This is a genomic window from Kordia sp. E (genome assembly GCF_056033805.1).
Map to the genome: position 1 here is coordinate 334,150 of NZ_JBRASR010000003.1, position 26,374 is coordinate 360,523.

Below are 26,374 nucleotides of genomic sequence, written 5' to 3' on the forward strand. Positions count from 1 at the left end.
AAACGGCTTTTTTTTATTCACCTACTTTAAATATAATTGGTAGTGTATATCGAACGTTTATGGAATTTCCTCGTTGTGTTGCAGGTATCATTTTAGGTAGTGATTGTATAACCCGTTTTGCTTCTGCATCTAACTTAGGATGGTTTGAACGAACTCGAATATCATTAACAATTCCCGAAGTATCTATTTTAAAGACGGCATTAATTCTTTGTGTGCCTTTTAGTTGTTGAACTTCAGAAATGACACTTGTGTCAAACTCTCTATTAATAAATCGCTGAATTTTTTCACTCATGCATTTTTTACGTGCTACTTCAGTATTTAACGTTTCGCAACCTGGAAAAATAGGCGCGATTTCTACAAATGCAAAAGGAATTTCTTCAATATCTTCTATAACATCAACAATATCTACTTCTCTTGTTTCTGCTTCAAGCGCATCATTAAGAAGTGATTTCACCGTTTTATATTGTTGACAAGGAAAAACAATAGATTTTAGTTCTCTTTTTAATTTTACAATTTCACGATATCTTTTCAATCTTCTCTGATTTGTTTTTCTAGTAGCTTGATACGAAATTTCAGTTTCCAACGAACTGTTTTCATTGTTCATATTTGCCAATCGTTCACGTAAAGTTTCAGTAGTAATTTGACGAAGCTTTAGTTTATCAGAAGTATTTTTAATGGTTTTATCAATGTAATAAGGAACATCATTCAAATATCCAATACAATGCACACGATACTTTAGTAAATCATTTAACTTATACGTAAAACGACCATTCTCAGCTTTAAGTCTTACAAAACTGTTGAATTTAGTTGGAACCAAATACACAAACAACTTGTCAAAACGCTCTGTGTTCTCAATAGAAACTTCATATTCAGAATAACTAATTGTAACACTCTTCTTTCTAGTCTTAACAGTTGTAGTAGTTCTACTTTTAACGCTAGAAACTACATCTTCATTAAGAATTCGATCAATATTTTTCCAACCTGTTGTTCGAATTGGCGCTCTATAACGACGTTTTCTTTTTTCTTTTTTGATAGTGCTTGCCACAGAAGTAATCTTAGATGAAACTGTATTTGTTCGGCTAATTTGAGTTCGATTACTTCTAGTCTGATTAAAACTGCGAGGTAATCTTGCTCCGAAATCTTTTGCCACTTTATCTGTAGTAATTGCCAATTCTCTCAAATAATAATTCTGTAACTGTTGTTTTGAAAAGGCTTTATACTTCTTGTCAACACTTAGTAACGAATCCATTTTTCGTTGTGTTTCTGTCAAAGCCAAACGATATACTTTTTGTTGTTTTACATAGTATTCATTCAGCTTAGAAACTTCTGAATTGACATTGGCAACATTCGTCAATCTTTGGGCTGCAAAAACCTCAAATTGCTCACGGAGTGAAGTATACTTATATTTAGTAACAATCATTTCATCAACTTCATATAAATCACGATCAAGATTTTGAACATATAGATCAAAGATAGCGTTTGCTTCATTACAATTTTGGTGAATCACTCTCAAGCGTTCTTCAAAAGCTTTGGTAGCGATAAATGTATTCTGATAACGTTCATTCCAAATTACCTTTACTTTCAAAGGATCTAAACCTAGAAGAGCTTTTTTAGCTGTTCTATCTGATTTGATAGAGTCTCTTTGTACAATTACTGAATCTCTAGGTCTTCCAATATCTAAAGCGTCATTGGTAAATTTAATTTTATTAGAAAGAGTTTTATCTACAGTAGTATTAGAAAAACTATAATACAAACTATCAGTAAACTTCTTATCCGAATTATCATATCCCTTTTCAGAAAGTGTCTCTAAATAATCTAGTGGATAAAAATTTAAACTATAAATATCTTGCGGAATCAACGCTTTATTCAATGGTTTCGGATTTGTCCAATTAATTGTTCCATCTTCAGCTTTTTCTCCATCAAACAATTGCATGCCTTCTTTATAATCTTGGGTTGGAATGTCTGCGGTAATTTCTTTATCAGGATGAATTTGTAGTGTTTCACCATCTTTTTTGGCTTCAATAAAAAACATGCCACCAGTTTCCAACGGTTTATCATTAAACAGCGTAGACAAGCCTGAAGTCATAATGGTATGCGAATCGACAGCTTCTTTTATCTTAACTTGAATGTTTCCATGTATTACATTTTTATTTTTATCGACAAAAGTATTCTCAGGAATCAAAAACACAATTCCGTTTTGTGTTTCTATAATTGTATCTTTTTTTGCTGCGATTGTGAAAAACTCTGGTACTATAGTTTCCAACGGATCTACAACTGTATTCTCTGCATAAATAGTTGTTTTCATCTTGGTAACTTTAACAGCTTTCTGTTTTGGAATCGTATCAGGAATAATAGCAACTTCTTTGTCTTTTGAAACTGTTTTTGATGTTGTTTCTTTGTATATTTCTTGTTCAACTTTCGTTGGAACGGTCTCAGTTTCTGTTGAAGCTTTAGCTGCTAAGGTTGTAAAATACCAAGTTGTCAATATCAATAAAACTGGAATTAAGATCATTCCGATCAACTTGAAAAGTTTCCAAAAAGCATATGTTTTCTGTGCGTTTTGAATTGTTTGTTGCAACGAAATATGCTCCAAACCTTTTATTAATAGTTCTTGTAACTCTACTTCGTTTTTAAAATCAGGATCAGTTGCCATACGTTCTTCAAATAAGTTGATTTCGGCATCAGTAAGTGTGTGTAGTAAATACTGTTCTATATATGCTATGGTTTGTAATTCGAGTCTCATCTGTTTGCTTTTAAAGTTTGTAATTCTTTTTTAGCTCTTTCCAAACACTTATACTTTTGTGTTTTGGCAGATGATTCTGAAGTAAACCCTAACAAGTTTGCAATTGCTCGCATCTTTTCCTTTTTAATATAAAAGAGCGAAAGTAATTGCAGACACTTATCTCCGATAGATCGTAATGCTTTTTCGGCTAACTGATATTTCTGTTCTTCTTGTACATGAATTTCAATAGGAATTGAGTCGTCTGACATAAAAGAATAATCGAACGAATCGGTTTGTTTATTCTTTTGTTTCAATTGATCTTTCCATAAATACTTGCAAATACTAAACACATAGGTTTCAATACTTGCTGTCAATTTAAAATTGGGCGTTTTAGCTTTTCTATAAAAAATAAGCAACGCTTCCTGAAACACATCTTGTGCTTCTTCCTTTGTTCCTCCATACTTGCATATAAACCGCGATACCTTTGGAAAGTATCGATAAATCTTTACAAATGCTTGTTGCTTCTTCTCGGAAGTTAACATTTGTAATACTGATTGATCTTTCATAAATAATACGTTTATATACTTAATGGTATAACATCAAAAAGGTAACCAAACTTTTTTGAAAAAGAATTAAATACTAGTAAGTTTGACTTTAATAAAAACATTAAAATGAAAAGTTTAATTATAGGTGTTGTATCTTTAATTTTATTAATATTCTCTCTTAATACAGCAAAAATGGGACTTTTTGACTTTTTATTCAATGACAAAAAACTAGAAAATCAAAAAAGAGAACAGTTTCAAGATTCAATAGTAACCAAGAATCGGCATAAGAAATTTATAAAAAAAGTATGTAACTCAGAAATTGTGTATGCACTTAAAAATAGTGAAGGGTTTGCAACATCAAGTTCTGTTCATTATGAAGATGAAAAAGGAAAACCTATTGGAATTATATGTTTTTGGGCAGAAAAGGCAAGAGCAAAATCGTGTATTAAGGGAAACTGGAAAAACTATAAAGTAGTAGCGATTTCTTTAGCAGAATTTATGGAGAACTGGTGTATCGGTATGGAAAATGATGATCTTTTAATAGGAACAGAATTTGACCAAAATATGTTTGGATTTGAAGCAGAGCCTTTGGAATTAATTCTGGAATTAACAACCGAATTAAAATCACTAAAAAAAGATTTAGATTTTAAAAAGTTTAACGGAATTTCTGATCTAGAGAAACAAGTGAAAGCAATAATTGAATAAAAATTAACACTGAACTTCTTTTTTTCGGTGAAGAACAAACTTTAAAATTATATTTTAATAAAAAATAAATCTGTACTTTTGTATTCCAAATACCATTTGGAGTTAATTATGAGTCAAAAAATCTTATTGAACTCAAAAGAGATCGGAATCATTCTACATCGATTAGCGTGTCAGCTTATCGAAAACCATCTTGATTTTTCAAATACTGTACTTATCGGAATTCAACCAAGAGGAATCTATCTTGCAGAACGCTTGGCCAGTATTTTACGCGATGAATATGAAGTGAACGATATAAAATTAGGTCAACTAGACATCACTTTTTTTCGAGACGATTTCCGCAGAAGCGAAAAAATACTAGAAGCCAATAAAACGAATATTAACTTTGTCGTAGAAAACAAAAAAGTCGTTTTCATTGACGATGTGTTATATACTGGGAGAAGTATTCGTTCAGCGTTGACTGCAATTCAAACATTTGGGCGACCAGAAGAAATTGAATTACTTGTACTAATCGATAGACGTTTTAGCAGACATTTGCCAATTCAGCCAAACTATCGTGGACGACAAGTAGACGCCATCAATGAAGAGAAAGTAAAAGTGAATTGGAAGGAAAATGATGGAGAAGACATGATATATCTTATTAATCAAGAAAAAGACAATTAAAAATGAGTGAATTAAGTGTAAACCACTTGCTAGGAATAAAATATCTCAAAGAAGAAGATATACAACTCATTTTTGAAACGGCTGATCAATTTAAAGAAGTAATCAATCGTCCTATAAAAAAAGTACCTTCTTTACGCGATATTACAATTGCAAACCTATTCTTTGAAAACAGTACACGAACGAAACTTTCGTTTGAATTAGCAGAAAAAAGATTATCAGCAGATGTCATAAACTTTTCAGCTTCGCAATCTTCTGTAAAAAAGGGAGAAACATTAATAGATACCGTAAACAACATTCTTTCAATGAAAGTTGATATGGTTGTGATGCGACATCCAAATCCTGGAGCGGGAGTTTTTCTATCTAAAAATGTAAATGCAAGTATTGTAAATGCTGGTGATGGAGCACATGAGCATCCGACACAAGCATTGTTGGATTCGTATTCTATTCGGGAAAAATTGGGCGATGTAGCTGGAAAAAATGTAGTTATAGTCGGAGACATTTTGCACAGTAGAGTCGCATTATCAAACATCTTCGCCTTAAAATTGCAAGGTGCAAATGTAAAAGTCTGTGGACCAAAAACACTTTTGCCAAAATACATTGAAAGCTTAGGTGTTGAAGTAGAAACAAATCTACGAAAAGCACTAGAATGGTGCGATGTGGCAAACATGCTACGCGTACAAAACGAACGTATGGATATTAGTTATTTTCCGTCTACACGCGAATATGCACAACAGTATGGAGTTACCAAAACATTACTAGATTCACTTGACAAAGAAATTGTCATCATGCATCCAGGACCAATTAATAGAGGTGTTGAAATTACGAGTGATGTTGCCGATTCGAAACAATCTATTATTCTAAATCAAGTAGAAAATGGTGTTGCTGTTCGTATGGCAGTCATTTATTTGTTAGCTTCTAAAATAAAACAATAACACAAGTTTTAGCTTTCTAAAAGATTCATGAAAAATGGCGTTAAACATGTTTTAACAAGGTAAAATATGCTGTAAATTTTGTAAATTGTTAGGACATCATAAAAATAGAACCTAAAAACCCTCAAAAACCTTAGCCTATGATTTTAGATAAACAAGAAAACATTCTGATCATAACGCAGGAATCTACAGATACTGTGGAACTTGTGAAAAAAATTGACGCACGTTACGATGAAATGGAAAATGATAATATTATTGTAAACCTTTTTTCATTTGAGAACTTGACAAAAAGTGATTTAGTAGAATTTTTGCAAATTTCTAAAAAACACAGACTCGCAAAGCATTCATTTGTCATTGTTACCAACAAAATAAGTACTGACGATTTGCCAGAAGCGATCATGACAGTTCCAACATTAAAAGAAGCTTTTGATGTCATCGAAATGGAAGAAATAGAACGCGATTTAGGTTTCTAGCTTTCAACGAAAAAAATACTACATAAAACGAGCATTAATAAATTTTTAAAATGTATTTTCAAGCTGTTTTTTAAATTTTTAATGAGAGAACGAAGTGTTTGCACACGTTCTTAATTTTATAATTATACTTTTGTTAAAAAATAAAATTTAAACGTGTGAAATTAACAATACTTGGCTGTTACGCAGCGACACCAACAAAGCATACAAATCCTACGGCACAAGTTTTAGAGATACGGAATCATATCTTTTTAATAGATTGTGGAGAAGGAACACAAGTGCAACTTCGACGTAGCAAAGTAAAGTTTGCACGGATCAAACATATATTTATCTCACATTTACATGGTGATCATTTCTATGGACTGATAGGATTAATTTCTACGTTTATGTTATTAGGTAGAAATACTGACTTGCATATTTACGGTCCAAAAGGACTCAAAGAACTAACATTATTACAATTAAAAATTACTAAATCATGGACAAGTTATAAGCTTTGTTTTCATGAATTGGAAAGTGATGAGTCAGAAATTGTATTTGAAGACGAGAAAGTAACGGTTTCAACAATTCCGTTAGAACATCGCATCTATGCAAATGGTTTTCTATTCAAAGAAAAAGAAAAAGAGCGCAAGTTGAATATCAATGCTGTGCTCAATTATGAAATAGAACGTTGTTACTATCAAAATATAAAAAATGGTAGAGACATTACGCTCGATTCTGGCGAAGTAATTCCAAACGAAAAACTTACGTTCGATCCTCCGAAATCAAAAGGGTACGCGTTTTGTAGCGATACCGTATACTTTCCCCAAATAATTGATCAAATCAAAGATGTAGATGTATTATATCATGAAGCTACATTTCTTGATAAACACGATCAACTAGCCTTAAAAACCAAGCATACAACAGCGAAGCAAGCAGCAATGATTGCTAAAGAAGCCAATGTTGGTCAGTTAGTTTTAGGTCATTTTTCAACACGTTATGATGGTTTTCAAGAATTTAAAGAAGAAGCCGAAACCGTTTTTGAAAATGTGGTACTAGCAGACGATGGAAAAGTGTTTGAGTTTAATTAATTAAAAAAAATATGATCTTACCTGCACGAACGTATAGAATTCTAAGAATTACTATAGGAATTGTGATGCTTCTTTGTTTCTGGCAATGTAGTAAAGAAGAAGTAACTCAGACAATTTCAAAAGATGATGCTGAGCGTTTATCTACTATTGGCAATGTAATTAATGAAGATATACGCAAAGCAAACCAGCTGATAGAAGAATTACTTAGTAAGGCAAATGCAAATGATGATGTATTGTTAAAAGCAAATATCTACTTAAAAAAAGGTGTTTTACTAACGAAAAAGGGAGAATTTACAAATGCGAGAGATACATTAATAAGTGGTGTAAATATGATAAAGGACATCAAAAATTTACCACTAAAAAATCTATTTCTACTTAGAATAGGAAATGTATACGCCTTGGCTGATAAAAGTGATATTGCAATGAACTATTATGCCAAAGTATATGAAGATGCATCTGCAAAGGATAATAAAAAAGAAATCTTCTTGGCTTCTGCTAACATGGCAAAAATAATGCGGAATGCAAAGCGATTTGAAGAAGCATTACTAATGTATAAAGATGCATATACGCAGGCAAAATTATTAAAGATTAAAGAAAAAAATGTTGCGAGAGTGTTGATGGGAATTGGCGGAACCTTTTTAAAAATGCAAGAACCTGATTCTGCATTAAACTATAGTAAGAAAGGTTTTAAAATCAGTCAATCTATTAATGATAAATCTGGAGAAAGCTTTTTTCAACACGATTTTGGAGTTGCATATTATTTAAAGAAAGAGTACGCAAAAGCATTAAAACATCTTGATACAGCAAAAACATATATCATCTCTTTAAAAAATGATGAACGTTTATCTGAAACACTTTTCAATACGGGAAGATGTTATTATAAATTGCAAGAATATGAAATTGCTATTGGATACTTTGATGAAGTGACTTCTATCATGAATCAAGCAGAAAAATTAGATAGTAAAGGATTTGATCCAATCTATTTAGAAGATATGTACGATCTTTTTTCGAAATGTTACCTAGCAATCGGAAATACTTCACAATCACAGATGTATGAAGAACAGCGAAATCAAATCAACAAAGCTAAAAACAAAAAGAATAATCAAATAGCGAAAGCATTACATGAAAGTGAATTCAATATTAACAATGACTTTATCAAAACAGTTTTAGCAGCAAATGAACAATTATTGTCTAGGTACAAAGGAATCTTAATCATTATTGGTTTTCTGTGTATCATTTCAATAGGGTTATTATTTTATTACAAAAAAGAAGCAAAAGCGAATAAGGAAATCTTTGAAAAATTAATTCAAGCGCAAGAGAAAAAAGAAAATCAAGTTGTTCAAAAGCCTAAAGAGATTATCATAAAAGATGCAAAAGTTGAGCAGGTATTAAAACGATTAGAAAAAATAGAAACACAAACCTATTTTCTGGAATCTTCTTGTTCGTTGGCAAACATGGCAAAAAAAGTCAAAACGAATACTACTTATTTGACGCAAATATTAAAGCAATACAAAGAGAAAACGTTCTACGAATATCTAAATGAACTGCGCATTAATTATACAATCGATCGATTAAATACTGACAGCCAATTTCGTAAATATGCTATCAAGCATATAGCATTAGATGTTGGTTACAAAAGTCCAGAATCGTTTACAAAGCACTTTAAAAAAGCAACTGGGATAAATCCTTCATACTACATAAAAGAGTTAGAAAAGCGTATTGAGAATAAGGTGTAATAGACTTTATTTTAGTTTCTTCATGCCTTAAATTATCTAATTTAAGGTTCGTAACAATTAATTAACAAATCATAATTAATAGCTTTAGTGACTAAAACAAACCAATATTAACAATACTAAAAACGTTACGATCATGAAAAAAAAGAAACTTAAAAAGTTGCAATTATCAAAAATTGAAATTGCAAAAATTAGCATCATGCTCAATACTAAGATAATAGGAGGAACTGATCCAATCTCAATTCCTGGACATTTATCGGCTAAGGGATCTCAATGCGGAAACCTAAATTGCCTCTAGTTTTTTGAACCTTAAATTAGCTGATTTAAGGAGGTAGCTTTTTTTATGCTCTTAATTCTTCAATAGATTGCAATATCAATTTACCTACAAAAATTGATAAGGCATAGCCGAAAGCCTTTAACAATAGTAGGCACTATTAAAACTTATAACCATGAAAAAATCAAGAACTTTAAAATTAGATTTAAACAAAAAGAAAATTTCAACTTTAGAAGAAAATGCAGTAAATGGTGGTTGGCATCATACATGTACACCAACATGTACGCAAACGGCATTATACAGTATGTGTGGAAACATGCAATGTCACTAAAATCAAAAAGCAATATGTTGAAAAAGGAGCGTTTATCGCTCCTTTTTTTTATACAATAAAATAATATTTTTAAAAAGGATAGGGTGGTTCAAGTGTTTGATTGTTAGTATTTTGAAAACTTATTAATTCCCTTAAATTGTCTAATTTAAGGTGAGAAGAGAAGTATAAGTAAATCTTAGTTTTTTATATTTAGAATAGAAAATAATTAAAACATATTAGTATGAAGAAATCGACAAAACAAAATCTAAAATTCTCGAAAGTATCTATTGCAGCTATTGATAGACTAATTCAAAAAAACCTAAAAGGTGGAACTGATCCAATATCTGAAGATTTAAAAACAAATCTCCCAGGTAGATATAGGATGACTGATTTACCAGACGAAAATGGTGTTTGCTATGCCATAGAATAGAAATAAAATATAACAATAAAAAGACAGCTTTTAAGCTGTCTTTTTTTATGTCCTTAAATCATCCAATTTACGTTAAACATGTTTTTTTTCATGTGAAATCCTTTCTAATTTCGAAACATTAATCGATTGAAAGGTGTTGCCGAAAACCTATAAAAACGTAGGCAAATAAAGTTATAATCATGAAAAAAGTAAAGACTGTAAAATTAAAACTTAAAAAGAATTCTATTTCTTCATTAGATCAAAAAATGATTCATGGAGCTGGAACATTAGGATGTTCAGCTTTTTGTAGTGTTGGAGGTTGTCAATCAGCAAATAACATGTGTACGGCATATTCAATTCTTTGTGAAAATGGACCTAGCGAGTTTGGCGCTGGCGGATGTACATACGAACAAGAAAATTAATGTGTTAAATTGCACTTAACTAAAAAGGGACAACAATTGTTGTCCCTTTTTTTATACATAAAAGTTATCACAAATACTTTCTGAAAACTTAATATAAATGCAGTTGTTTTTACTTTACATTATGAATGAAAAACTGTAAATTGCATTCACTATCAAATGTTGCTAAAATGCATTAATATAGCCAAATGAAACAAGATTTAAGCGATTACAGAAAATCATACGAAAAAAGCGAATTGCTAGAAGAAAACTGTGTTGAGAATCCAATAGAGATGTTCAGAAATTGGTTTTTAGAAGTAGAAAAATCTGAAACTGTTGCGGAAGTAAATGCCATGACCATAAGTACGCTTGGGAAAGATGGTTTTCCGAAAAGTAGAGTAGTGCTACTCAAAAAATATACATATGAAGGTTTTATCTTTTACACAAATTATGAAAGTGAAAAAGGCTTGGCTATTGCCGAAAATCCAAATGTATGTTTATCGTTTTTTTGGCCAGCAATGGAACGACAAATTATCATCAAAGGAAAAGCAGAAAAGATTGCTAAAAACCTTTCTGATGGATACTTTGAATCGCGTCCACGCGGAAGTCAATTAGGTGCTATCGTTTCACAGCAAAGCGAAGTAATTACTTCTAGAGAAGTTATAGAAGAAAAGTTAAAAGATTTAGAAACTGCTTACGATGGAAAAGAAATAGAAAGACCTTCATATTGGGGCGGATACATTATAAAACCACAAGAAATAGAATTCTGGCAAGGTAGAGCCAATCGATTGCATGACAGAATACGTTATCAATTACAAGAAGACTATTCATGGGAAATAGCGCGTTTATCGCCATAAAAAGAAGCAAAAGTGAAAACACTAATCATTGTTCGACATGCAAAATCGTCTTGGGAACATCCTGTAGATGACAAAGATCGCTCGCTAAAATTGCGAGGAATACAAGATGCACACTTAGTAGCAAATCATGTTGTAGATAAAATTGAATTGCCAGAAGTTGTCTATTCAAGTATTGCAAATAGAGCGTTACATACTTGCGCAATTTTTTGTAGAACATTGAACTACCCATTTGAAGAAATTACCATCAAAGAAGGAATGTATGATTTTGGTGGATCAAGCTTATTGGAAACCATAAAATCTTGTGATGATGCTGTAGATCGATTGATGGTTTTTGGACATAATCATGCAATCACTGCAGTAGTAAATACCTATGGAGACAATTTTTTTGACAATGTGCCAACAAGTGGTCTAGTAATGATTCAGTTTAATACAACTTCTTGGAGAAAACTTGAAGACGGAAAAACAATATTAAAAGTATTCCCTAAAGACTTAAAATAACAATGCAACAATCAAAAAATACATACATAAATAGAGAACTCAGTTGGTTGGAATTCAACGGGCGTGTATTGCAAGAAGCAGCCGATAAAACAGTTCCATTGATTGAACGACTTCGATTCATCGGAATCTTTTCAAACAATCTAGATGAGTTTTTTAAAGTGCGTTATGCAACCGTAAAACGTATTGCTCAAGCAGGAAAAGGTGGACGAAGTGTTTTAGGAGGATCAAAGGCAAAAGACTTATTAGAGCAAATCACAAAAATTGTAATCAAGCAACAAACGGAAAGTTTACGCATCCTGAATGAAGTTCAAAACGAACTTGAAAAGGAAAATATTTTTATTGTAAACGAACAAAAAGTATCTAAAAGTCAAAGTGAATACATCGAAAAATATTTCATCGAAAAAGTAAGTCCAGCGTTGGTAACAATAATTTTAGATGATATTGATGAAATGCCAAGCTTAAAAGATAAAGCAGCATATTTGGCAATTAGAATGGTGTTAAAAACACAAGTCAAAAATACAAGTAAAGTGACGCGTTTCTTTAAGCCAAAAGTAAAAGAAATTCGTCACGCATTAATTGAAATTCCAAAAACAATTGATCGTTTTATTGTATTACCAACTGAAGGAGACAAGCGTTATATTATAATTTTAGATGATTTAATTCGTCACTGTTTGGCAAACATCTTCAGTATTTTTGAATACGAAAGTTTGTCGGCACACATGATTAAAATTACACGTGATGCAGAATTAGACATCGATAATGATTTGTCAAAAAGTTTTATTCAGAAAATTTCTTCAAGTGTAAAAGGTAGAAAAAGTGGTGAACCTGTTCGTTTTGTATATGATAAAACCATTGGAAAAGCTACATTTGAATACCTTACAGATAAAATGGAAATTGACGATATTGATAGCTTAATTCCTGGTGGAAGATATCACAATCGTAGAGATTACATGTCGTTTCCAAGTTTAGGTCGAAAAGATTTACTCTACAAGCCATATCCTCCATTACCTATCAAAGGATTTAGTATGGAAGGAAGTATTTTTGAGAAAATTGCAGAAAAAGATTATTTACAATATGCACCGTATCATACGTTTTCATACGTTGTTCGTTTCTTGCGTGAAGCTGCATTAGATCCAAAAGTAAAAAACATAAAAATCACTATTTATCGTTTGGCAAAAATATCGCATGTTGCAAGTTCATTAGTCAATGCAGTGAAAAATGGTAAAAAAGTAACGGTTCAAATTGAATTACAAGCACGTTTTGATGAAGCTGCAAACATCAAATACGCCGAACAATTACAAAGTGAAGGAATAAATCTAATCTTTGGTGTGCCAGGTTTAAAAGTACATAGTAAAACCTGTGTAATACAACGTTTAGAAAATAATAAAATGGTACGTTATGGTTTTGTAAGTACTGGAAACGTAAACGAATCTACTGCGAAAATTTACACAGATTACACACTATTTACGGCTGATCAAGATATCTTAAAAGAAGTTGATAAAGTATTCGACTTCTTTGAAACCAATTACAAAGTCACGAAATACAAGCATTTAATCGTTTCTCCGCATTATACACGTAACATGCTTTACAAACTTATCAATACAGAAATAAAAAATGCACAAGCAGGAAATGAGGCATATATAAAAATCAAAGTCAATAGCTTATCTGATTATAAAATTATAGATAAACTTTATGATGCGAGTAGAGCAGGTGTAAAAGTACAACTCATTGTTCGAGGAATATGTTGTTTAATTCCTGGAGTAAAAGGGATGAGTGAAAATATTGAAGCGATAAGTATTGTCGACAAATTTTTAGAACATCCAAGAATGTTTATCTTTGGGAATAACGGAGATTCAAAAGTATATATATCGTCTGCAGATTGGATGACACGAAATATTGACAAACGCGTTGAAGTTTCCTGTCCAATATATGATGAAGGCATCAAACAAGAGCTCTTGGATACGTTCAATATTGGTTGGAGTGATAATGTAAAAGCGCGTATTTTTTCATCAAAACAAGATAATGCATATCGTGCCAATCAACTTATAAAAGTACGCTCGCAATTTGCAACGTATGACTATTATTTACAAAAAATGTCAAATTAACACATAAAAAAGAATTTCATTTTGAAGATTAGAAAATTTGCTGCCATTGATATTGGATCGAATGCTATACGATTATTAGTTGCAAATGTAATTGAAGAAGAAAATAAAAATCCAAAGTTCAAAAAAAGTTCCCTAGTACGTGTGCCTATTCGTTTAGGACAAGACGTATTTACGGATGGAATGATTTCTCCAAAAAATGTAGAACGAATGTTGAATGCGATGAAATCCTATCGTTTATTGATGGATATTCATGGTGTAGAAATGTATATGGCTTGCGCAACTTCTGCAATGCGTGAAGCTAAAAATAGAAATGCTGTTGTTGAAAAAGTAAAGAAAAAAGCAAATATCAATATTGAAATTATTGATGGTAAACGAGAAGCGGAAATTATTGCTTCTACTGATTTGCATAATGTAATTGAAAAAGAAAAAGATTATCTATACGTTGATGTTGGTGGAGGAAGTACTGAATTTACCATATTTTCAAACGGAAAAATAAAAACATCACGCTCTTTCAAAATAGGAACTGTTCGGTTATTAAACAAAATGGTTGATGAAAGTTTTTGGAAAGAAATTGAAAAGTGGATCAAAAAGAATACAAAAGACTTAAAACGACTTTCATTGATTGGTTCTGGTGGAAACATCAATAAACTATACAAAATGTCTGGTACAACCGTTGGTGAACCATTATCGTACATCTACCTAAATGCGCAATATCAATTCTTGCAAAGTTTAACGTATGAAGAACGAATCTCAGAATTAGGATTAAACCCTGATAGAGCCGATGTAATCATTCCAGCAACACGAATTTATCTTTCCGCATGTAAATGGAGTGGAGCTAGAAAGATATTTGTGCCAAAAATTGGACTTGCAGATGGTATTATAAAGACATTATTCTTCGAGACATCGAAAAATGACAAAAATGCATCGAATATTTTAAGTTTTTAAATACCCAATACTTACATTTAATTCAAACTAACTTAATAAGTTATATAAATAAATCTATAAGATTAATTTGTAGATGAATTTTATGTGACTTAATCTCAAAAATAAAAAACCAAACAGATGAAAAAAATACTATTACTTTCATTTTTGATATGTAGCTTTAGTGTGTTTTCGCAAGAGTCTGAAAAAGAATCAGATAAAGATGCTGACACAGTTTCATATACAGAAGATGAGCAAGATACTGACACAGAAACTAGATATGGTTTTAAAGCCGGAATCAACCTTTCAAATTATAGTGCTACAAATCTTGATGACCTTCAAGATGGTTTTAATGACTCAAGAATAGGAGCCGTATTTGGCTTTTTAGTAGATATGCACGTTACTGGAAATTTACGTTTTCAGCCAGAATTTCTATACTCAGCGCAAGGTTCAAAACAAAAAGAATTACGTGCCGATTATTTACAAATTCCGTTAATGCTAAAGTATGATTTAACAAACTTTATCAACATTCAAGTTGGACCACAAGTTGGTTTCAAAGTACACGAATTTGAAGACAATTTCAAAAATTTTGACTTTGCTGTAAATGCTGGTTTTGGTCTAAATGTACTTGAAAACGTTTCAATAGAAGCACGTTATAGTCTTGGTTTAGCAGATATGTTTGATGAAGACAGAGCGCCAAATATAGAAGGGAAAAATGCAGTAATTCAAATTGGAGTTACGTATAGACTGTAATATAGACTTTGACCTAAATATCTTATTATTCTTGTCTAGGCAGGAATCTATAATAGTGCCTAAATAAATCCCTCAATAAAAAACGTCAAGCTGAAATTTTCAGTTTGACGTTTTTTTGATCTAAAAACCTAAAGTGTAACGATTCTAATAATCTATATTTTTACAAACTTTTTGATAGCAGTTTTACCATTACTCGTAACCTTTAAAAAGTAAATTCCTGTTTTTAAAGAACTCACATTAATTTGATTTTGTTGTAATGAATTTTCAGAAATTATAATATTTCCAACAAGGTTATAAATTGAATAAACGGTCTTTGCATTAGTTGAAATTCCAGAAATAGAAAGTTGATTCTTTACTGGATTTGGATATAATTTTAAAGCATTTGAAAGCGTTTTATTGTCTTCTACAGATAAAACTTGCCTTCCGTATACAAGTTTTTTACCTGACAAATCAACCATTGTTAAGGATTCGTTAGGAATATCTATTGTGTAGTCGAAAGGATTGGTGTTTAATAGAATAGCCATGTAAGGTGTTTCAAAAGTATCTCCTTGACATAAGAGTAATGTTGCTGTAATAAAAGGTAAGGTGATAGTGCCGTTTGTAGCATTAGCATCATATTCTCCCATAATGAAATTACAAGAACTATCACCTCCTATTGTAGGAAATCCAGGACTTGCATCATTGTTAAAAGTTATAAAAACTGCAGGGTTATCTGTAACTGCTGGAATATAAGTTCTAGTACCATTTACTTCCATGTAATGTAAATACCATTGTCCTAATAAATCAGGATCAATTTGTGCATGTATAGAATAACTTAGAAATAGTAATAAAATAGAAACGTAGATTTTTTTCATGAAATTGTATTTAGATAGTATATTCAAATATAAGATACAATAAGTAATGATAATAGAGTTGTTAGTCACAATTTATAAATCACGATATTAAAGTTAATGTTTTTATAATAAGAAGAGAAAATATCAAAGATTTTACATTCTAAGAGTACAGTCATTAAAAAAACGTTTCCAATAATCTAAGAGCGACATCATGTCTAAAAGAAAACTATCCGTGCATGGTTTCTTTCTTGCTTAAGCCTTTCATGATTTCAGCTTCAAAATCTAATAATGCATCCCATTTTTTATCTACTTCAGTTCTATCTCCATATTGTCTTGCAAAACCTAAAAACATTGTATAATGATTGGCTTCGCTTACCATTAAATTTTTGTAGAAAGTTGCTAGTTCTTGATCTTCTATGTGTTCCGAAAGCAATTTGAAACGTTCACAACTTCTAGCTTCAATTAATGCAGCATATAATAACCTGTGTACTAGTTGAGTTGTTCTGCTACCACCTTTAGGAAAAAATTGCAGCAATTTAGAAACGTAGGCATCTTTACGATCACGACCTAATTTCCAACCTCTGGTAAGAATGTGATCATGCACCATTTTAAAATGACTTATTTCTTCTTTTACCAACGCAATCATAGCTTCCACAAGTTCAGAGTATTCTGGAAAACTCACAATTAATGAAATTGCAGTACTTGTAGCTTTCTGTTCACAAAAAGCATGATCTGTTAAAATCTCTTCAATATTTTTCTCTGCAATATTCACCCAACGTGGATCTGTTGGTAATTTTAAACCTAACATCATTGTATGTTCAATATTAAATTTCTAAATCAAACTCTTTTCGTAATCGTTCTACTAACGGATTGATTTCTTTTAGTTTCTCGTATTTATCACGTGATGTAAACGCATACTTTTTTACAGTAAGCTCGTTTACATCTATTTCAAGCGTAACATCGTAATTATTCAATTCCTTACGAATATATTCCAATAGTGGATATTGAGCACGTTCTATCTCAATACGCATTGTTTCATTTGGTAATTCTATCGTAATTGTTGAATCACCTTTTAACTTCGGAATATCTGTAGATAATAAAGAAGACATAATTTTCTCTCCTTTTCTATCAATTCGTTCCACATAAGCATTCCAAACTTCTAACATGCGTTCTTCCGTAAAAGGATCACTTGGCAAGTCTTTTTGATCCACAACTTTATTTTGTTGTTTTTTCAAATGCTCTTGCTTAGCTTTTATGCTTGATAATGATAAACCAGAAACTTTATTTCGCATTGCAGAAATATTAATCTTTGGTTTCTCCGTAGGAATTACTACTGGTTTTTGTGGAACTGACTTTTCTTCAGTTACTGTATTTGTAACTGCTGGAGTTGCTGTATTTTCGTGTGAATTCGTTTGTTGTGGCGTGCTAACTTTTGCAATAGGGTCAATTTTTTTACCATTTACCAAAAAGAAAGTAGCAGGAATTATGAACCGATCGCTATTTTTTTTTTCTCCATCATAATTGATAGAGGCAAGTTGCATCAAGCATAATTCAACTAAGAGTCGTTGATTTCTACTTGTTTTATATTTCAAATCACAATCATTTGCCAATTCAATTCCTTTCATTAAGAATTGCTGCGTTGTTTTTTGTGATTGTTCTAAATATTTCTGTTTTGTTTGATCACCAACTTCTAATAAAGCAATCGTAGCTTGATTTTTACAGACAAGTAAATCTCTAAAGTGCGAAGCAATTCCAGCAACAAAATGATGTCCATCAAATCCTTTTGATAAGGTTTTGTTGAAATCGACTAATAATTGTGGAATGTTATTCTCTAACATTAAATCAGTTGCTGTAAAGTACGTTTCGTAGTCAAGAACATTTAAATTCTCTGTTACAGCTTGTCTTGTCAACTGTTTTCCTGAAAAACTCACAACTCTATCAAAAATAGACAATGCATCACGCATGGCGCCATCTGCTTTTTGAGCAATAATATGAAGTGCATCATCATCAGCTTCTACACCTTGACTTTCAGCAATATATTTTAAATATTCTTTGGCATCTTTTACACCGATTCGTTTAAAATCAAAAATTTGACATCTTGATAAAATCGTTGGAATAATTTTATGTTTTTCGGTCGTAGCCAGAATAAAAATGGCGTGTTTTGGTGGTTCTTCTAATGTTTTTAGAAAAGCATTAAATGCTGCTTGCGATAACATATGAACCTCATCAATAATATACACTTTGTAGTTTCCAACTTGTGGTGGAATACGAACTTGTTCTATTAAACTACGAATATCATCTACAGAGTTGTTGGAAGCGGCATCTAACTCAAAAATATTAAAAGCAAAATCTTCATCAGGGTTTTCAGTTCCATCCTGATTGATCTTCTTTGCTAAAATACGAGCACAGGTTGTTTTCCCAACACCTCTTGGACCACAAAATAATAATGCTTGTGCCAAGTGACTGCGTTCTATGGCATTCTCTAAAGTATTTGTAATCGCTTGCTGTCCGACAACATCTTTAAATGTTTGCGGTCTGTATTTACGAGCTGATACAATAAAATGTTCCATAGAAAAAAGGTAATCTTATGACAGCAAATATAATAATAGAATTCTAATGAAACATCTCAAATAAGAAGATAGTTCTGCTTTTTTATTAACAGTTTTATATGTAGAAAGCAAACCATTTTAAATCTTCATTTTTTAGCATTACAGCATACCAATCTCAAACAAATGTGTATTTTTGCCGACAGAGCAGGCTACCTTATCGCTGCTTCTTTCGGGAAGGAGAGGAAAGTCCGGACACCATAGTGCATTGTAGCGGATAACATCCGTCCGTCGAAAGGCGAGGACAAGTGCAGCAGAAAGTATGTACAGGTAATGCTGTAGTGAAACCAGGTAAACTCTACGAGGTGCAATGCCATGTATATGAACGTTTAAGAGCGGCACGCTCAATGTTCAAGGGTAGGCAGATAAAAGTTATTGGTAACGATAATTTTAGATAAATGATAAGGCTTAGACAGGATTCGGCTTACGGCCTGCTTTTTTTAATGAAACTCAGGTTTAGAGAAATTCGCTAACTAGCGAATTTTTATTTTTATAGCTTCTATTTTAATGGAATTCAATTTTGCAAAGGTGAATTTTAAGTCTTAGGCAAGACTAATCTTATTGGCAAGTGAAATTTCAAAGTATTTTTATGAGATGGCATAAAAAAGAAGAGAAATACGCTTTTATCAAAAATTTGAAGAAAACTTAGTATTAACTTAATAATTCACATATGAAAAAATGATACAAATTTTTCAGCGAATTCTCTCCTTAATTTATTTATGCACTAACACTCAAATTCAATTTTGAAATAACTTTAAATAAACTAATTTTAATTAGTGTAAATGTACGCTTGGTTTTTGATTGTTGCGTGTAAGAAACGTATATTATTTGTAAGGTAAAACCGTATTTAATAATTGAAAAAAATCTCCCAAAGAATACTTTTTTTTATTATGGACTATTTTAATTGCATCCTTCACTACATAAATCTGTTGGACATACAATGGACCAACAGGCAAAATTGAAAGTACAACCCCAAGTTAGTAAACCATCATCTTGATCTTGTGTCATAAGACCTCCATGTACATTATTTACTTGTAGTTTAGAAACTGATTTTTTGTTTAGCTGAAGTGATTTTAGATTTCTTTTTTTCATGATCGTAGATTTATGATTAATAATATTGATATTAATGATTCATGTGAATTGCGATTTTGTAAAATATTGATTTTTAGAAAATTAATGCAAAACCGATATTTATTTCATTTTTTAACAATACCATAATCCATTTCCTGCGTAGCAATTAAAGCACGTTCCGTTTTGACAAATATGATTTATTGGACAATGTGATGCATTTACACATTCTGCAAGTTTTCTACGTCCTCCTAAAATTTCTTTTTGTGAATTCTTAGTTAGTTTTTCTATTCCTTTTAGATTTAAGATGTTTTTTAACATGATCTATAATTTATTAGTTATAGATTACAATATAATACAATTGATTTTCAGCGCGTTACGGTTGTGCCATAAAAAAAGTCGTTTACTTTTCGCAAACGACTTATAATTTTTTAGATGTGATCTATTTTATTCCGCCATCGTATGATATACATTTTGTACATCATCATCTTCTTCAAGCTTTTCTAGAAGCTTTTCAATATCAGCAGTTTGTTCTTCATTTAATGGCTTGGTAACTTGTGGAATACGTTCAAAACCAGAAGATAAAATTTCTAGTTCTCTGTTTTCTAACTCTTTTTGAATAGTTCCAAAACTACCAAATGGTCCGTATAATAAAATACCATCTTCATCGGCAAATACTTCTTCTACACCAAAATCAATGAATTCTAATTCTAATTCTTCAGGATCTTGTCCTTCAGATGGAATTCTAAAATTACAAGTATGATCAAACATAAATTCTACCGAACCTTGTGTTCCTAAGTTTCCGTCACATTTGTTAAAGTAACTACGAACATTGGCAACAGTTCTGTTATTATTATCGGTTGCAGTTTCTACCAACACAGCAATTCCATGCGGTCCGTACCCTTCAAAAAGTACTTCTTTATAGTTGTCTGTATTTTTATCAGATGCTTTCTTTATAGCACGCTCAACATTGTCCTTTGGCATGTTAGCAGCTTTTGCATTCTGAATTACTGCACGCAACCTTGAATTTGTATCAACATTTGGTCCACCTTCTTTTACAGCCATTACAATATCTTTACCAATACGAGTAAAGGTTTTTGCCATTGCTGACCAACGTTTCATTTTTCGTGCTTTTCTAAATTCAAATGCTCTTCCCATGTGCTAGTTCTTTTTATTTTTTACAAATATATATGTTGTATTACTCTTTTGGAATATGTCGGCTTAAAAATTTTGCTGAAGCTTCATTCCATTGCGTAATAATTTTATTTCGTTCTTTATTTAATTGTGCGTTTGTTTTGTTGAAATCTTCTACGGCTTTATTAATTTCATTCACCATGTTATTATACGTATCAATTTCCTTTTTTGTTCTATCTTTTTGTGATTTTTTTTCAATAGCGTCTTTTATAGTTTGAAATTTTTCATTCAACAAGAAGAATTCTATAAGTTGTGGAACTGTATTTTGAGTTTCATCCAAATAGAATTGCAACGCAACTTTTGTAGCTTTTACCAATGCTTTGTCTTCTTTGTATAAAGCAATTGTATCCACAGCTGTCATTCCTTCTTTGGCAAATGTTTGCAGTGCGTTTGCATTTTGTTGAATTGCGCTAATATCGTTTGAAGATAAAGCACTTAACATAAAACGTTCTTGAATATTGCTTTTGAAAAACACTAAATAAACATCATTTTTATGATCAAAGACTTCATTTGAAATTTTCATTTTTTTGCTCAATTCCGTTTCTTTATCAACTAATCGAATGTTGTTACGAGTCGCATAGTCTTTTTGCGCACTTGCATACGCTTGTTGAGCTTCTTGCATGCGTTTATCTGCCAATTCTTGTGCTAAAATATATGCTTCCATAAAATCGTACGATTGTTCTGCAACCTCTTTCATGTCTACAATTTTAGCATAATCATTCTTTAACAAGCTCGAATACAAATCCATGTATTCTAATACTTGTGTTTTGTATGCGTCTTCACCTTCGTATGCTTTGGCTCTTTTTATTTTAATAATTGCACGTTCAAGTGATTTCAATAATCGTTTTCTATCGCCTTCAATTTTACGTGGACTTTTACTATGTGCTAAAGATTTTGTGTAATTCCACATACTTTTACTAATCTTACCGTTTTCTTTTCCGATAAAACTTAAGTAATCATTCGCGTTTTTTATTCTTTGAGCTGACGCGATTTGAATGGTAAGTACACTAAGTACAAGAATTATAAAACGAAAGTAGTTTGATCTCATAGAATTGTTAGTTGGCAAGTTGTTTTATATAGTCTGAAATAATTTGATACGTTTCTTCAACTTCGTGATCCGTTTGAATGTTTTTGATTGTGTATGAATTTAGCGTGGCTTTATTTTTATTGTAGGCTAAAATTTCTTTGTAATCCTCTAAATTAAGAACTTCAAAAGTGGTGTGTTTCATTTCTAAATCGTCACTTTTTTCAAAAATTGTATCAAAAGTGTCATTGTCTTTTTGAATTCCTTCTACTGATAGCGCCAGTTTTCGATCTTTACTTAAATATGACAATAATTTAGAATTGATTTCTTTTATCGTTTTTACAGATGAATTTTGTTCCATACGTGTCAAACTTCTTGCACGAATATTTTCATAATCAACAGCTTTTGGCATTTTAAAATAAACATCTTTTAAAACAGTATCATTTTGAATGAAGTTAGCATTTCCACTTTCACCATCTTCAATACCTACATGCAAACTTGGAAATACAATATCTGGAACAATCCCAGATGCTTGATGCGTGTTTCCTTTGAAACCGTACATTTTATCAATCGTTATTTTAATAAAACCAGCATCATCTTGCAACGGCATTACAGTTTGAATTGTTCCTTTTCCATAGGTTTTACTACCTACCACAATAGCTCTATGGTGATCGCGCAACGCCGCTGTAATAAATTCAGAAGCTGAAGCACTTCCTTGATTTACCAGAATTACCATAGGTTTCGTGAATAATGTACCACGATTAAAATCTTTAATAATTTCTCTATTATTTCTTGCGTCTCTGTAAATGCCCAATGGACCTTTGTCAATGAACATTCCGGCTAAATCGATTGCTTGTTTCATTGATCCACCACCATTATCGCGCAAATCCAAAATTAAACCATCAATATCAACAGCATTTAGTTTAAACAACTGTTTTGCAATATCATTAGCGCTTCCAAAACCGTAATCCATGTTCGTATAAAAACTTGGCAATGAAATATATCCAATAGTATATTCGCCTTTTAGAATAAATGTATTGATCGCGTTTTGCTCAATTTTCAGATTCTCTTTTTCTAGCGTAATAGTTTTGTTTGTATTTTTTGATGTTAATACATTAATAGCAATCGAAGTATTTGCTTCATCATTTATAAAATCGTACAAGCTCGAAAGTGAAAGACATGTTGTGTTTAAAACAGTGTCTCCAGCACTTAATGAAAGGACCAAATCACCAGCATTAATTTCTTTTTCTTTCCAAGCTTTACTTCCAGTTTGCAAACCAGAAACAATGATTTTTCCATCACTATTCTTAGAAAACCAAACGCCAATAGAGTTTGTTTCTGTTCCAATAGAGTTTAAAAAATTACTATTGTCTGTTGGGTCAAAATAACTGCTGTGCGGATCAAAATAGGAGCAAACTACATCTAAAAAAGTGGTTTCAATAAAAGATTGAATTCCATTAACTGCATTCAATTTATCTTGAATGTAACAGTTATTTTCAGCAATGATTTTAGATTTTATTTGTGCTTTTATCTTTTTAAAATTTGATGGATTTGATAAGGATAAGTAATCGCGAATAACTTCAATTCGGATTTTCTTTGTCCAACGTTTTTGAAGTGTCTTTCTATTTTTTGAAAATTGCGATTCATCTTTGATACTTCCGTAGGTAATATTGTCTTTCCCTGAAAAATCAAGTCTACTTTTTGCTACTTTTTTAATGCTTTTTTGAGCAGCTAATAATTGTTTCTCGTAAGATTTACTGAATTCTTGAATAAAATCACATTCGTTACCCAATAGAAAATCGTCTAGTTTTGTTTGAAGATTTTCAAAAGTAGCAATATCACTTTCAGCAAATAGGATTCGTTTTGGGTCAATCCGCTTGAAAAACGTTTTCAATACATAACTTGAAAAATCATCATCAACTGCTTTTGGTTGGTAATGGTTTTTGTCTAACGTTTCTAATACTAAGGTAGCTTTTTTACAAAATGTAGAATCAGTTTGCGCAAATGCGTTAGTAACTACCAAAAGCAATATGAAACCTAAGATTTTGTGCATGAAAGCGAATAAAAATTTGTAGTGTATCAAAGTCACTAATTTAACAAATCTTTTTTAGCTAACGTAGGAAAGTATTTAAAAAGAGATAGTTTATGAAGTTTTCTTTCCAGAAATATATTCTATTGTTTCCTGATTGCTCGTAGCCAGATGTTTTGGAAGTTTGTTGTCTTTTGGTAAAACGGCTAAAAAACGGTCAAAATTTGAGGTATATACATTTTTAAACATAGGTTTTTCAACATTCATGCTTTTCAATATTTCTGTAAAAAATTCCTCGTGATGTATTAAATCTTCAGCGCCTAAATGAAAAATTCCGTTTTTACGTCTGTTAATCATGTAATGAATTTGCTGTGTTAGCTTTTTATCAGAAATTGTATTCATCACCAAATTTGGAAATACTTCAATAGAAACTTTCTCTTGTAAACATTGCTTTATTTCAAGAATTCGTGGCGAATTATGTCCAAAAACCATTGGTAAACGTATGATTGCATATTTTTTCTGCGGCAAGCGCATGAGCATATTTTCAATCCTGATTTTTAATTTTCCGTAAATACTTTCCGAAAGTGTTTTGTCATATTCATACGACGGATAACTACTATAAGCATCAAAGACATTTGCAGACGACAAGAAAAAGAGTTTACAGGGTTTTGTCTTTACATATTCTGTTAAAAAAATATGCGCTTCAATTTGTGCAGCAAAATCGCCACGCAAAGCAGAAATGATAATTGTAGGTTGTACTTGCAGTACAATTTCATCAATACCATCGTAATCCAAATCGTATCGAAAAAAATGTTGATTCTTCGCGAATGATTTGTTGCTGTAAAAAGTTCCGTAAACATCAAAATAGGAGCAAAGCTCTTTATAAATCGCTTGACCTATATATCCGCTTGCTCCTAATATTAAAATTCTATTCAAATGTAATTTCTATTTTTTATAAAAAGGTAGCTTTACCACTTTTGCAGCAACTCTATTTTTACGAATTTGGATGTAAATATTGCTTCCTACATCTGTAAATACGGTTGGAACATATCCTAATCCAATTCCGATTCCCATTGAAGGTGACATGGTTCCAGAAGTTACGTTTCCTATTTTGTTTCCATTTCCGTCTACGATATCATATCCTTGTCTTGGAATTCCACGTTCTTGCATTTCAAAAGCAACTAATTTACGTTCTACACCAGTTCTTTTTTGTGCTTGAAGGGCTTCTGAATTTGTAAATTCTTTCGTGAATTTTGTAATCCAACCTAAACCAGCTTCAATAGGAGAAGTTGTATCGTCAATATCATTTCCATATAAACAATACCCCATTTCCAAACGTAATGTATCTCTTGCAGCCAAACCAATCGGCTTGATTCCGAAATCAGCACCAGCTTCAAAAACTTTTGCCCAAACTTCGGCAACAACATCATTTTTACAGTAAATTTCAAACCCACCAGAACCTGTATATCCAGTAGCAGAAACAATTACATTATCTACACCAGCAAACTTTGCAATTTGGAATGTATAGTATTTTATATTTGATAAATCAACTTCCGTTAACGACTGCATTGCTTCAACCGCTTTCGGACCTTGAATAGCTAATAAAGAATAGTCATCAGACACATCTCTCATTTCGGCTCCAACATCATTGTGACTAGAAATCCAGTTCCAATCTTTTTCAATATTAGAAGCATTTACAACTAAGATGTACTTTTCTTCATTGACTCTGTAAATAATTAAATCATCTACAATTCCACCATCATTGTTTGGCATACAACTGTATTGTGCTTTTCCGTCAACTAATTTGGAAGCATCATTTGTTCCAATCTTTTGAATTAGTGCCAATGCATTTGGTCCAGAAATTACAAATTCTCCCATATGACTTACGTCAAAAACACCAACGCCAGTACGAACAACTTCATGTTCAACTTTAACGCCTTCGTATTGTACGGGCATATTATAACCTGCAAAAGGAACCATTTTTGCGCCTAATGCTTTATGAATTTCTGAGAGAGCTGTATCCTTCATGTTTGTTTTGTCTTAATTTGATTGCGAATTTATGAAAAATAGATATAAAAAAATGATGAATTTTTACTTGATTCTTAAATTAACATGACTTTTTGAAAATTTCACAAATTTGATTGTTTTTGTAGTGGATTTTAAGAGTTTCTTTCTATCATATATTATTTTGCTTGCTTGTTATTTTTCTTTTACTAATTTAGGACTATCCAAACAGCTTATTATATACAAACGTGTTGACGTTA

General features: G+C 31.5%; 27 protein-coding genes and 1 other RNA gene. 16 read left to right on the forward strand and 12 right to left on the reverse strand.

Annotated elements, in window-relative coordinates; genetic code table 11:
• Positions 1-13: 13 nt before the first annotated feature.
• Entirely contained in the window at positions 14-2,743 is a 2,730-nt protein-coding gene (locus ACUUYC_RS14625) for an energy transducer TonB (protein ID WP_474266908.1), read from the reverse strand.
• Positions 2,740-3,288: an RNA polymerase sigma factor gene (locus ACUUYC_RS14630; protein WP_474266911.1), complete on the reverse strand. Its 549-nt coding sequence runs from the start codon at positions 3,286-3,288 to the stop codon at positions 2,740-2,742. The genes ACUUYC_RS14625 and ACUUYC_RS14630 overlap by 4 nt, the downstream gene beginning before the upstream one ends.
• Positions 3,289-3,393: 105 nt before the next feature.
• Here ACUUYC_RS14630 and ACUUYC_RS14635 point away from each other — a divergent pair, with 105 nt between their 5' ends.
• The 15 genes from ACUUYC_RS14635 (at position 3,394) to ACUUYC_RS14705 (ending at position 15,356) form a co-directional block, all read left to right on the forward strand.
• Positions 3,394-3,972 (forward strand): DUF2750 domain-containing protein, encoded by a 579-nt coding sequence (locus ACUUYC_RS14635; RefSeq protein ID WP_474266914.1) that lies wholly within the window; start codon positions 3,394-3,396, stop codon positions 3,970-3,972.
• Positions 3,973-4,080: 108 nt separating this feature from the next.
• Positions 4,081-4,632 carry a bifunctional pyr operon transcriptional regulator/uracil phosphoribosyltransferase PyrR gene (gene pyrR / locus ACUUYC_RS14640; protein ID WP_474266916.1) on the forward strand — a complete coding sequence of 184 codons (552 nt, stop codon included), beginning with the start codon at positions 4,081-4,083 and terminating at the stop codon, positions 4,630-4,632.
• A gap of 2 nt (positions 4,633-4,634) precedes the next feature.
• The gene (locus ACUUYC_RS14645; protein WP_474266919.1) at positions 4,635-5,564 is read left to right on the forward strand and encodes an aspartate carbamoyltransferase catalytic subunit; all 930 of its coding nucleotides are present in this window, start codon (positions 4,635-4,637) and stop codon (positions 5,562-5,564) included.
• Between the two features lie 137 nt (positions 5,565-5,701).
• Complete coding sequence (locus tag ACUUYC_RS14650; RefSeq protein WP_474266921.1) at positions 5,702-6,034, forward strand: ribonuclease Z; 333 nt, start codon at positions 5,702-5,704, stop codon at positions 6,032-6,034.
• A 155-nt stretch (positions 6,035-6,189) separates the two neighbouring features.
• Entirely contained in the window at positions 6,190-7,098 is a 909-nt protein-coding gene (locus ACUUYC_RS14655; RefSeq protein ID WP_474266924.1) for a ribonuclease Z, read from the forward strand.
• Between the two features lie 11 nt (positions 7,099-7,109).
• Positions 7,110-8,834, forward strand: coding sequence for a tetratricopeptide repeat protein (locus tag ACUUYC_RS14660; RefSeq protein WP_474266926.1), 1,725 nt, complete (start codon positions 7,110-7,112; stop codon positions 8,832-8,834).
• A gap of 133 nt (positions 8,835-8,967) precedes the next feature.
• Entirely contained in the window at positions 8,968-9,129 is a 162-nt protein-coding gene (locus ACUUYC_RS14665; RefSeq protein WP_474266928.1) for a hypothetical protein, read from the forward strand.
• A 151-nt stretch (positions 9,130-9,280) separates the two neighbouring features.
• Entirely contained in the window at positions 9,281-9,436 is a 156-nt protein-coding gene (locus ACUUYC_RS14670) for a hypothetical protein (RefSeq protein WP_474266930.1), read from the forward strand.
• A gap of 220 nt (positions 9,437-9,656) precedes the next feature.
• Positions 9,657-9,845, forward strand: coding sequence for a hypothetical protein (locus ACUUYC_RS14675; protein WP_474266932.1), 189 nt, complete (start codon positions 9,657-9,659; stop codon positions 9,843-9,845).
• Between the two features lie 179 nt (positions 9,846-10,024).
• Positions 10,025-10,246 (forward strand): hypothetical protein, encoded by a 222-nt coding sequence (locus ACUUYC_RS14680; RefSeq protein WP_474266934.1) that lies wholly within the window; start codon positions 10,025-10,027, stop codon positions 10,244-10,246.
• Positions 10,247-10,431: 185 nt separating this feature from the next.
• Entirely contained in the window at positions 10,432-11,079 is a 648-nt protein-coding gene (gene pdxH, locus ACUUYC_RS14685; RefSeq protein WP_474266936.1) for a pyridoxamine 5'-phosphate oxidase, read from the forward strand.
• 12 nt (positions 11,080-11,091) lie between these two features.
• Positions 11,092-11,577, forward strand: a complete 486-nt coding sequence (locus ACUUYC_RS14690) for a SixA phosphatase family protein (RefSeq protein ID WP_474266938.1) — start codon at positions 11,092-11,094, stop codon at positions 11,575-11,577.
• Between the two features lie 2 nt (positions 11,578-11,579).
• Complete coding sequence (gene ppk1, locus ACUUYC_RS14695) at positions 11,580-13,682, forward strand: polyphosphate kinase 1 (protein WP_474266940.1); 2,103 nt, start codon at positions 11,580-11,582, stop codon at positions 13,680-13,682.
• A gap of 18 nt (positions 13,683-13,700) precedes the next feature.
• Positions 13,701-14,627 carry a Ppx/GppA phosphatase family protein gene (locus ACUUYC_RS14700; protein WP_474268501.1) on the forward strand — a complete coding sequence of 309 codons (927 nt, stop codon included), beginning with the start codon at positions 13,701-13,703 and terminating at the stop codon, positions 14,625-14,627.
• A gap of 117 nt (positions 14,628-14,744) precedes the next feature.
• Positions 14,745-15,356 (forward strand): porin family protein, encoded by a 612-nt coding sequence (locus tag ACUUYC_RS14705; protein ID WP_474266942.1) that lies wholly within the window; start codon positions 14,745-14,747, stop codon positions 15,354-15,356.
• A gap of 152 nt (positions 15,357-15,508) precedes the next feature.
• On the opposite strand, the gene ACUUYC_RS14710 is transcribed toward ACUUYC_RS14705, so the two are convergent.
• From ACUUYC_RS14710 to ACUUYC_RS14720, 3 genes are all read right to left on the reverse strand, one after another.
• Positions 15,509-16,210: a T9SS type A sorting domain-containing protein gene (locus ACUUYC_RS14710; RefSeq protein WP_474266944.1), complete on the reverse strand. Its 702-nt coding sequence runs from the start codon at positions 16,208-16,210 to the stop codon at positions 15,509-15,511.
• Positions 16,211-16,415: 205 nt separating this feature from the next.
• Positions 16,416-16,997 carry a MiaE family protein gene (locus ACUUYC_RS14715; RefSeq protein ID WP_474268503.1) on the reverse strand — a complete coding sequence of 194 codons (582 nt, stop codon included), beginning with the start codon at positions 16,995-16,997 and terminating at the stop codon, positions 16,416-16,418.
• Between the two features lie 16 nt (positions 16,998-17,013).
• Positions 17,014-18,759: a DNA polymerase III subunit gamma/tau gene (locus tag ACUUYC_RS14720; protein WP_474266947.1), complete on the reverse strand. Its 1,746-nt coding sequence runs from the start codon at positions 18,757-18,759 to the stop codon at positions 17,014-17,016.
• Between the two features lie 180 nt (positions 18,760-18,939).
• Here ACUUYC_RS14720 and rnpB point away from each other — a divergent pair.
• Positions 18,940-19,237, forward strand: an RNA gene (gene rnpB, locus ACUUYC_RS14725) — RNase P RNA component class A.
• A gap of 458 nt (positions 19,238-19,695) precedes the next feature.
• Here rnpB and ACUUYC_RS14730 read toward each other — a convergent pair.
• The 7 genes from ACUUYC_RS14730 to gcvT all read right to left on the reverse strand — a co-directional run bounded on the left by ACUUYC_RS14730 (position 19,696) and on the right by gcvT (position 26,138).
• Positions 19,696-19,887, reverse strand: coding sequence for a hypothetical protein (locus ACUUYC_RS14730; protein ID WP_474266950.1), 192 nt, complete (start codon positions 19,885-19,887; stop codon positions 19,696-19,698).
• 111 nt (positions 19,888-19,998) lie between these two features.
• On the reverse strand, positions 19,999-20,184 hold the full coding sequence (locus ACUUYC_RS14735; protein ID WP_474266952.1) for a hypothetical protein: 186 nt from the start codon (positions 20,182-20,184) through the stop codon (positions 19,999-20,001).
• A gap of 126 nt (positions 20,185-20,310) precedes the next feature.
• Positions 20,311-21,021 carry a YebC/PmpR family DNA-binding transcriptional regulator gene (locus tag ACUUYC_RS14740; protein ID WP_474266954.1) on the reverse strand — a complete coding sequence of 237 codons (711 nt, stop codon included), beginning with the start codon at positions 21,019-21,021 and terminating at the stop codon, positions 20,311-20,313.
• A gap of 40 nt (positions 21,022-21,061) precedes the next feature.
• Complete coding sequence (locus ACUUYC_RS14745; protein WP_474266957.1) at positions 21,062-22,105, reverse strand: LIC11966 family surface protein; 1,044 nt, start codon at positions 22,103-22,105, stop codon at positions 21,062-21,064.
• Between the two features lie 7 nt (positions 22,106-22,112).
• Complete coding sequence (locus ACUUYC_RS14750; protein ID WP_474266960.1) at positions 22,113-24,134, reverse strand: S41 family peptidase; 2,022 nt, start codon at positions 24,132-24,134, stop codon at positions 22,113-22,115.
• Positions 24,135-24,224: 90 nt separating this feature from the next.
• Entirely contained in the window at positions 24,225-25,046 is an 822-nt protein-coding gene (locus tag ACUUYC_RS14755; RefSeq protein WP_474266962.1) for a sugar nucleotide-binding protein, read from the reverse strand.
• Positions 25,047-25,055: 9 nt separating this feature from the next.
• Positions 25,056-26,138: a glycine cleavage system aminomethyltransferase GcvT gene (gene gcvT / locus ACUUYC_RS14760; RefSeq protein WP_474266964.1), complete on the reverse strand. Its 1,083-nt coding sequence runs from the start codon at positions 26,136-26,138 to the stop codon at positions 25,056-25,058.
• Between the last annotated feature and the right edge of the window lie 236 nt (positions 26,139-26,374).

What these genes read in the sequence shown, in the direction of transcription:
- pdxH (WP_474266936.1), top strand. Translation starts at nt 10,432, where the DNA reads ATGAAACAAGATTTAAGCGATTACAGAAAATCATACGAAAAAAGCGAA.
- ACUUYC_RS14630 (WP_474266911.1), bottom strand. Translation starts at nt 3,288, where the DNA reads ATGAAAGATCAATCAGTATTACAAATGTTAACTTCCGAGAAGAAGCAA.
- ACUUYC_RS14750 (WP_474266960.1), bottom strand. Translation starts at nt 24,134, where the DNA reads ATGCACAAAATCTTAGGTTTCATATTGCTTTTGGTAGTTACTAACGCA.
- ACUUYC_RS14645 (WP_474266919.1), top strand. Translation starts at nt 4,635, where the DNA reads ATGAGTGAATTAAGTGTAAACCACTTGCTAGGAATAAAATATCTCAAA.
- ACUUYC_RS14625 (WP_474266908.1), bottom strand. Translation starts at nt 2,743, where the DNA reads ATGAGACTCGAATTACAAACCATAGCATATATAGAACAGTATTTACTA.
- ACUUYC_RS14650 (WP_474266921.1), top strand. Translation starts at nt 5,702, where the DNA reads ATGATTTTAGATAAACAAGAAAACATTCTGATCATAACGCAGGAATCT.
- ACUUYC_RS14670 (WP_474266930.1), top strand. Translation starts at nt 9,281, where the DNA reads ATGAAAAAATCAAGAACTTTAAAATTAGATTTAAACAAAAAGAAAATT.
- pyrR (WP_474266916.1), top strand. Translation starts at nt 4,081, where the DNA reads ATGAGTCAAAAAATCTTATTGAACTCAAAAGAGATCGGAATCATTCTA.
- ACUUYC_RS14745 (WP_474266957.1), bottom strand. Translation starts at nt 22,105, where the DNA reads ATGAGATCAAACTACTTTCGTTTTATAATTCTTGTACTTAGTGTACTT.
- ACUUYC_RS14740 (WP_474266954.1), bottom strand. Translation starts at nt 21,021, where the DNA reads ATGGGAAGAGCATTTGAATTTAGAAAAGCACGAAAAATGAAACGTTGG.
- ACUUYC_RS14665 (WP_474266928.1), top strand. Translation starts at nt 8,968, where the DNA reads ATGAAAAAAAAGAAACTTAAAAAGTTGCAATTATCAAAAATTGAAATT.
- ACUUYC_RS14735 (WP_474266952.1), bottom strand. Translation starts at nt 20,184, where the DNA reads ATGTTAAAAAACATCTTAAATCTAAAAGGAATAGAAAAACTAACTAAG.
- ACUUYC_RS14660 (WP_474266926.1), top strand. Translation starts at nt 7,110, where the DNA reads ATGATCTTACCTGCACGAACGTATAGAATTCTAAGAATTACTATAGGA.
- ACUUYC_RS14730 (WP_474266950.1), bottom strand. Translation starts at nt 19,887, where the DNA reads ATGAAAAAAAGAAATCTAAAATCACTTCAGCTAAACAAAAAATCAGTT.
- ACUUYC_RS14720 (WP_474266947.1), bottom strand. Translation starts at nt 18,759, where the DNA reads ATGGAACATTTTATTGTATCAGCTCGTAAATACAGACCGCAAACATTT.
- ACUUYC_RS14680 (WP_474266934.1), top strand. Translation starts at nt 10,025, where the DNA reads ATGAAAAAAGTAAAGACTGTAAAATTAAAACTTAAAAAGAATTCTATT.
- ppk1 (WP_474266940.1), top strand. Translation starts at nt 11,580, where the DNA reads ATGCAACAATCAAAAAATACATACATAAATAGAGAACTCAGTTGGTTG.
- ACUUYC_RS14705 (WP_474266942.1), top strand. Translation starts at nt 14,745, where the DNA reads ATGAAAAAAATACTATTACTTTCATTTTTGATATGTAGCTTTAGTGTG.
- gcvT (WP_474266964.1), bottom strand. Translation starts at nt 26,138, where the DNA reads ATGAAGGATACAGCTCTCTCAGAAATTCATAAAGCATTAGGCGCAAAA.
- ACUUYC_RS14675 (WP_474266932.1), top strand. Translation starts at nt 9,657, where the DNA reads ATGAAGAAATCGACAAAACAAAATCTAAAATTCTCGAAAGTATCTATT.
- ACUUYC_RS14710 (WP_474266944.1), bottom strand. Translation starts at nt 16,210, where the DNA reads ATGAAAAAAATCTACGTTTCTATTTTATTACTATTTCTAAGTTATTCT.
- ACUUYC_RS14715 (WP_474268503.1), bottom strand. Translation starts at nt 16,997, where the DNA reads ATGTTAGGTTTAAAATTACCAACAGATCCACGTTGGGTGAATATTGCA.
- ACUUYC_RS14635 (WP_474266914.1), top strand. Translation starts at nt 3,394, where the DNA reads ATGAAAAGTTTAATTATAGGTGTTGTATCTTTAATTTTATTAATATTC.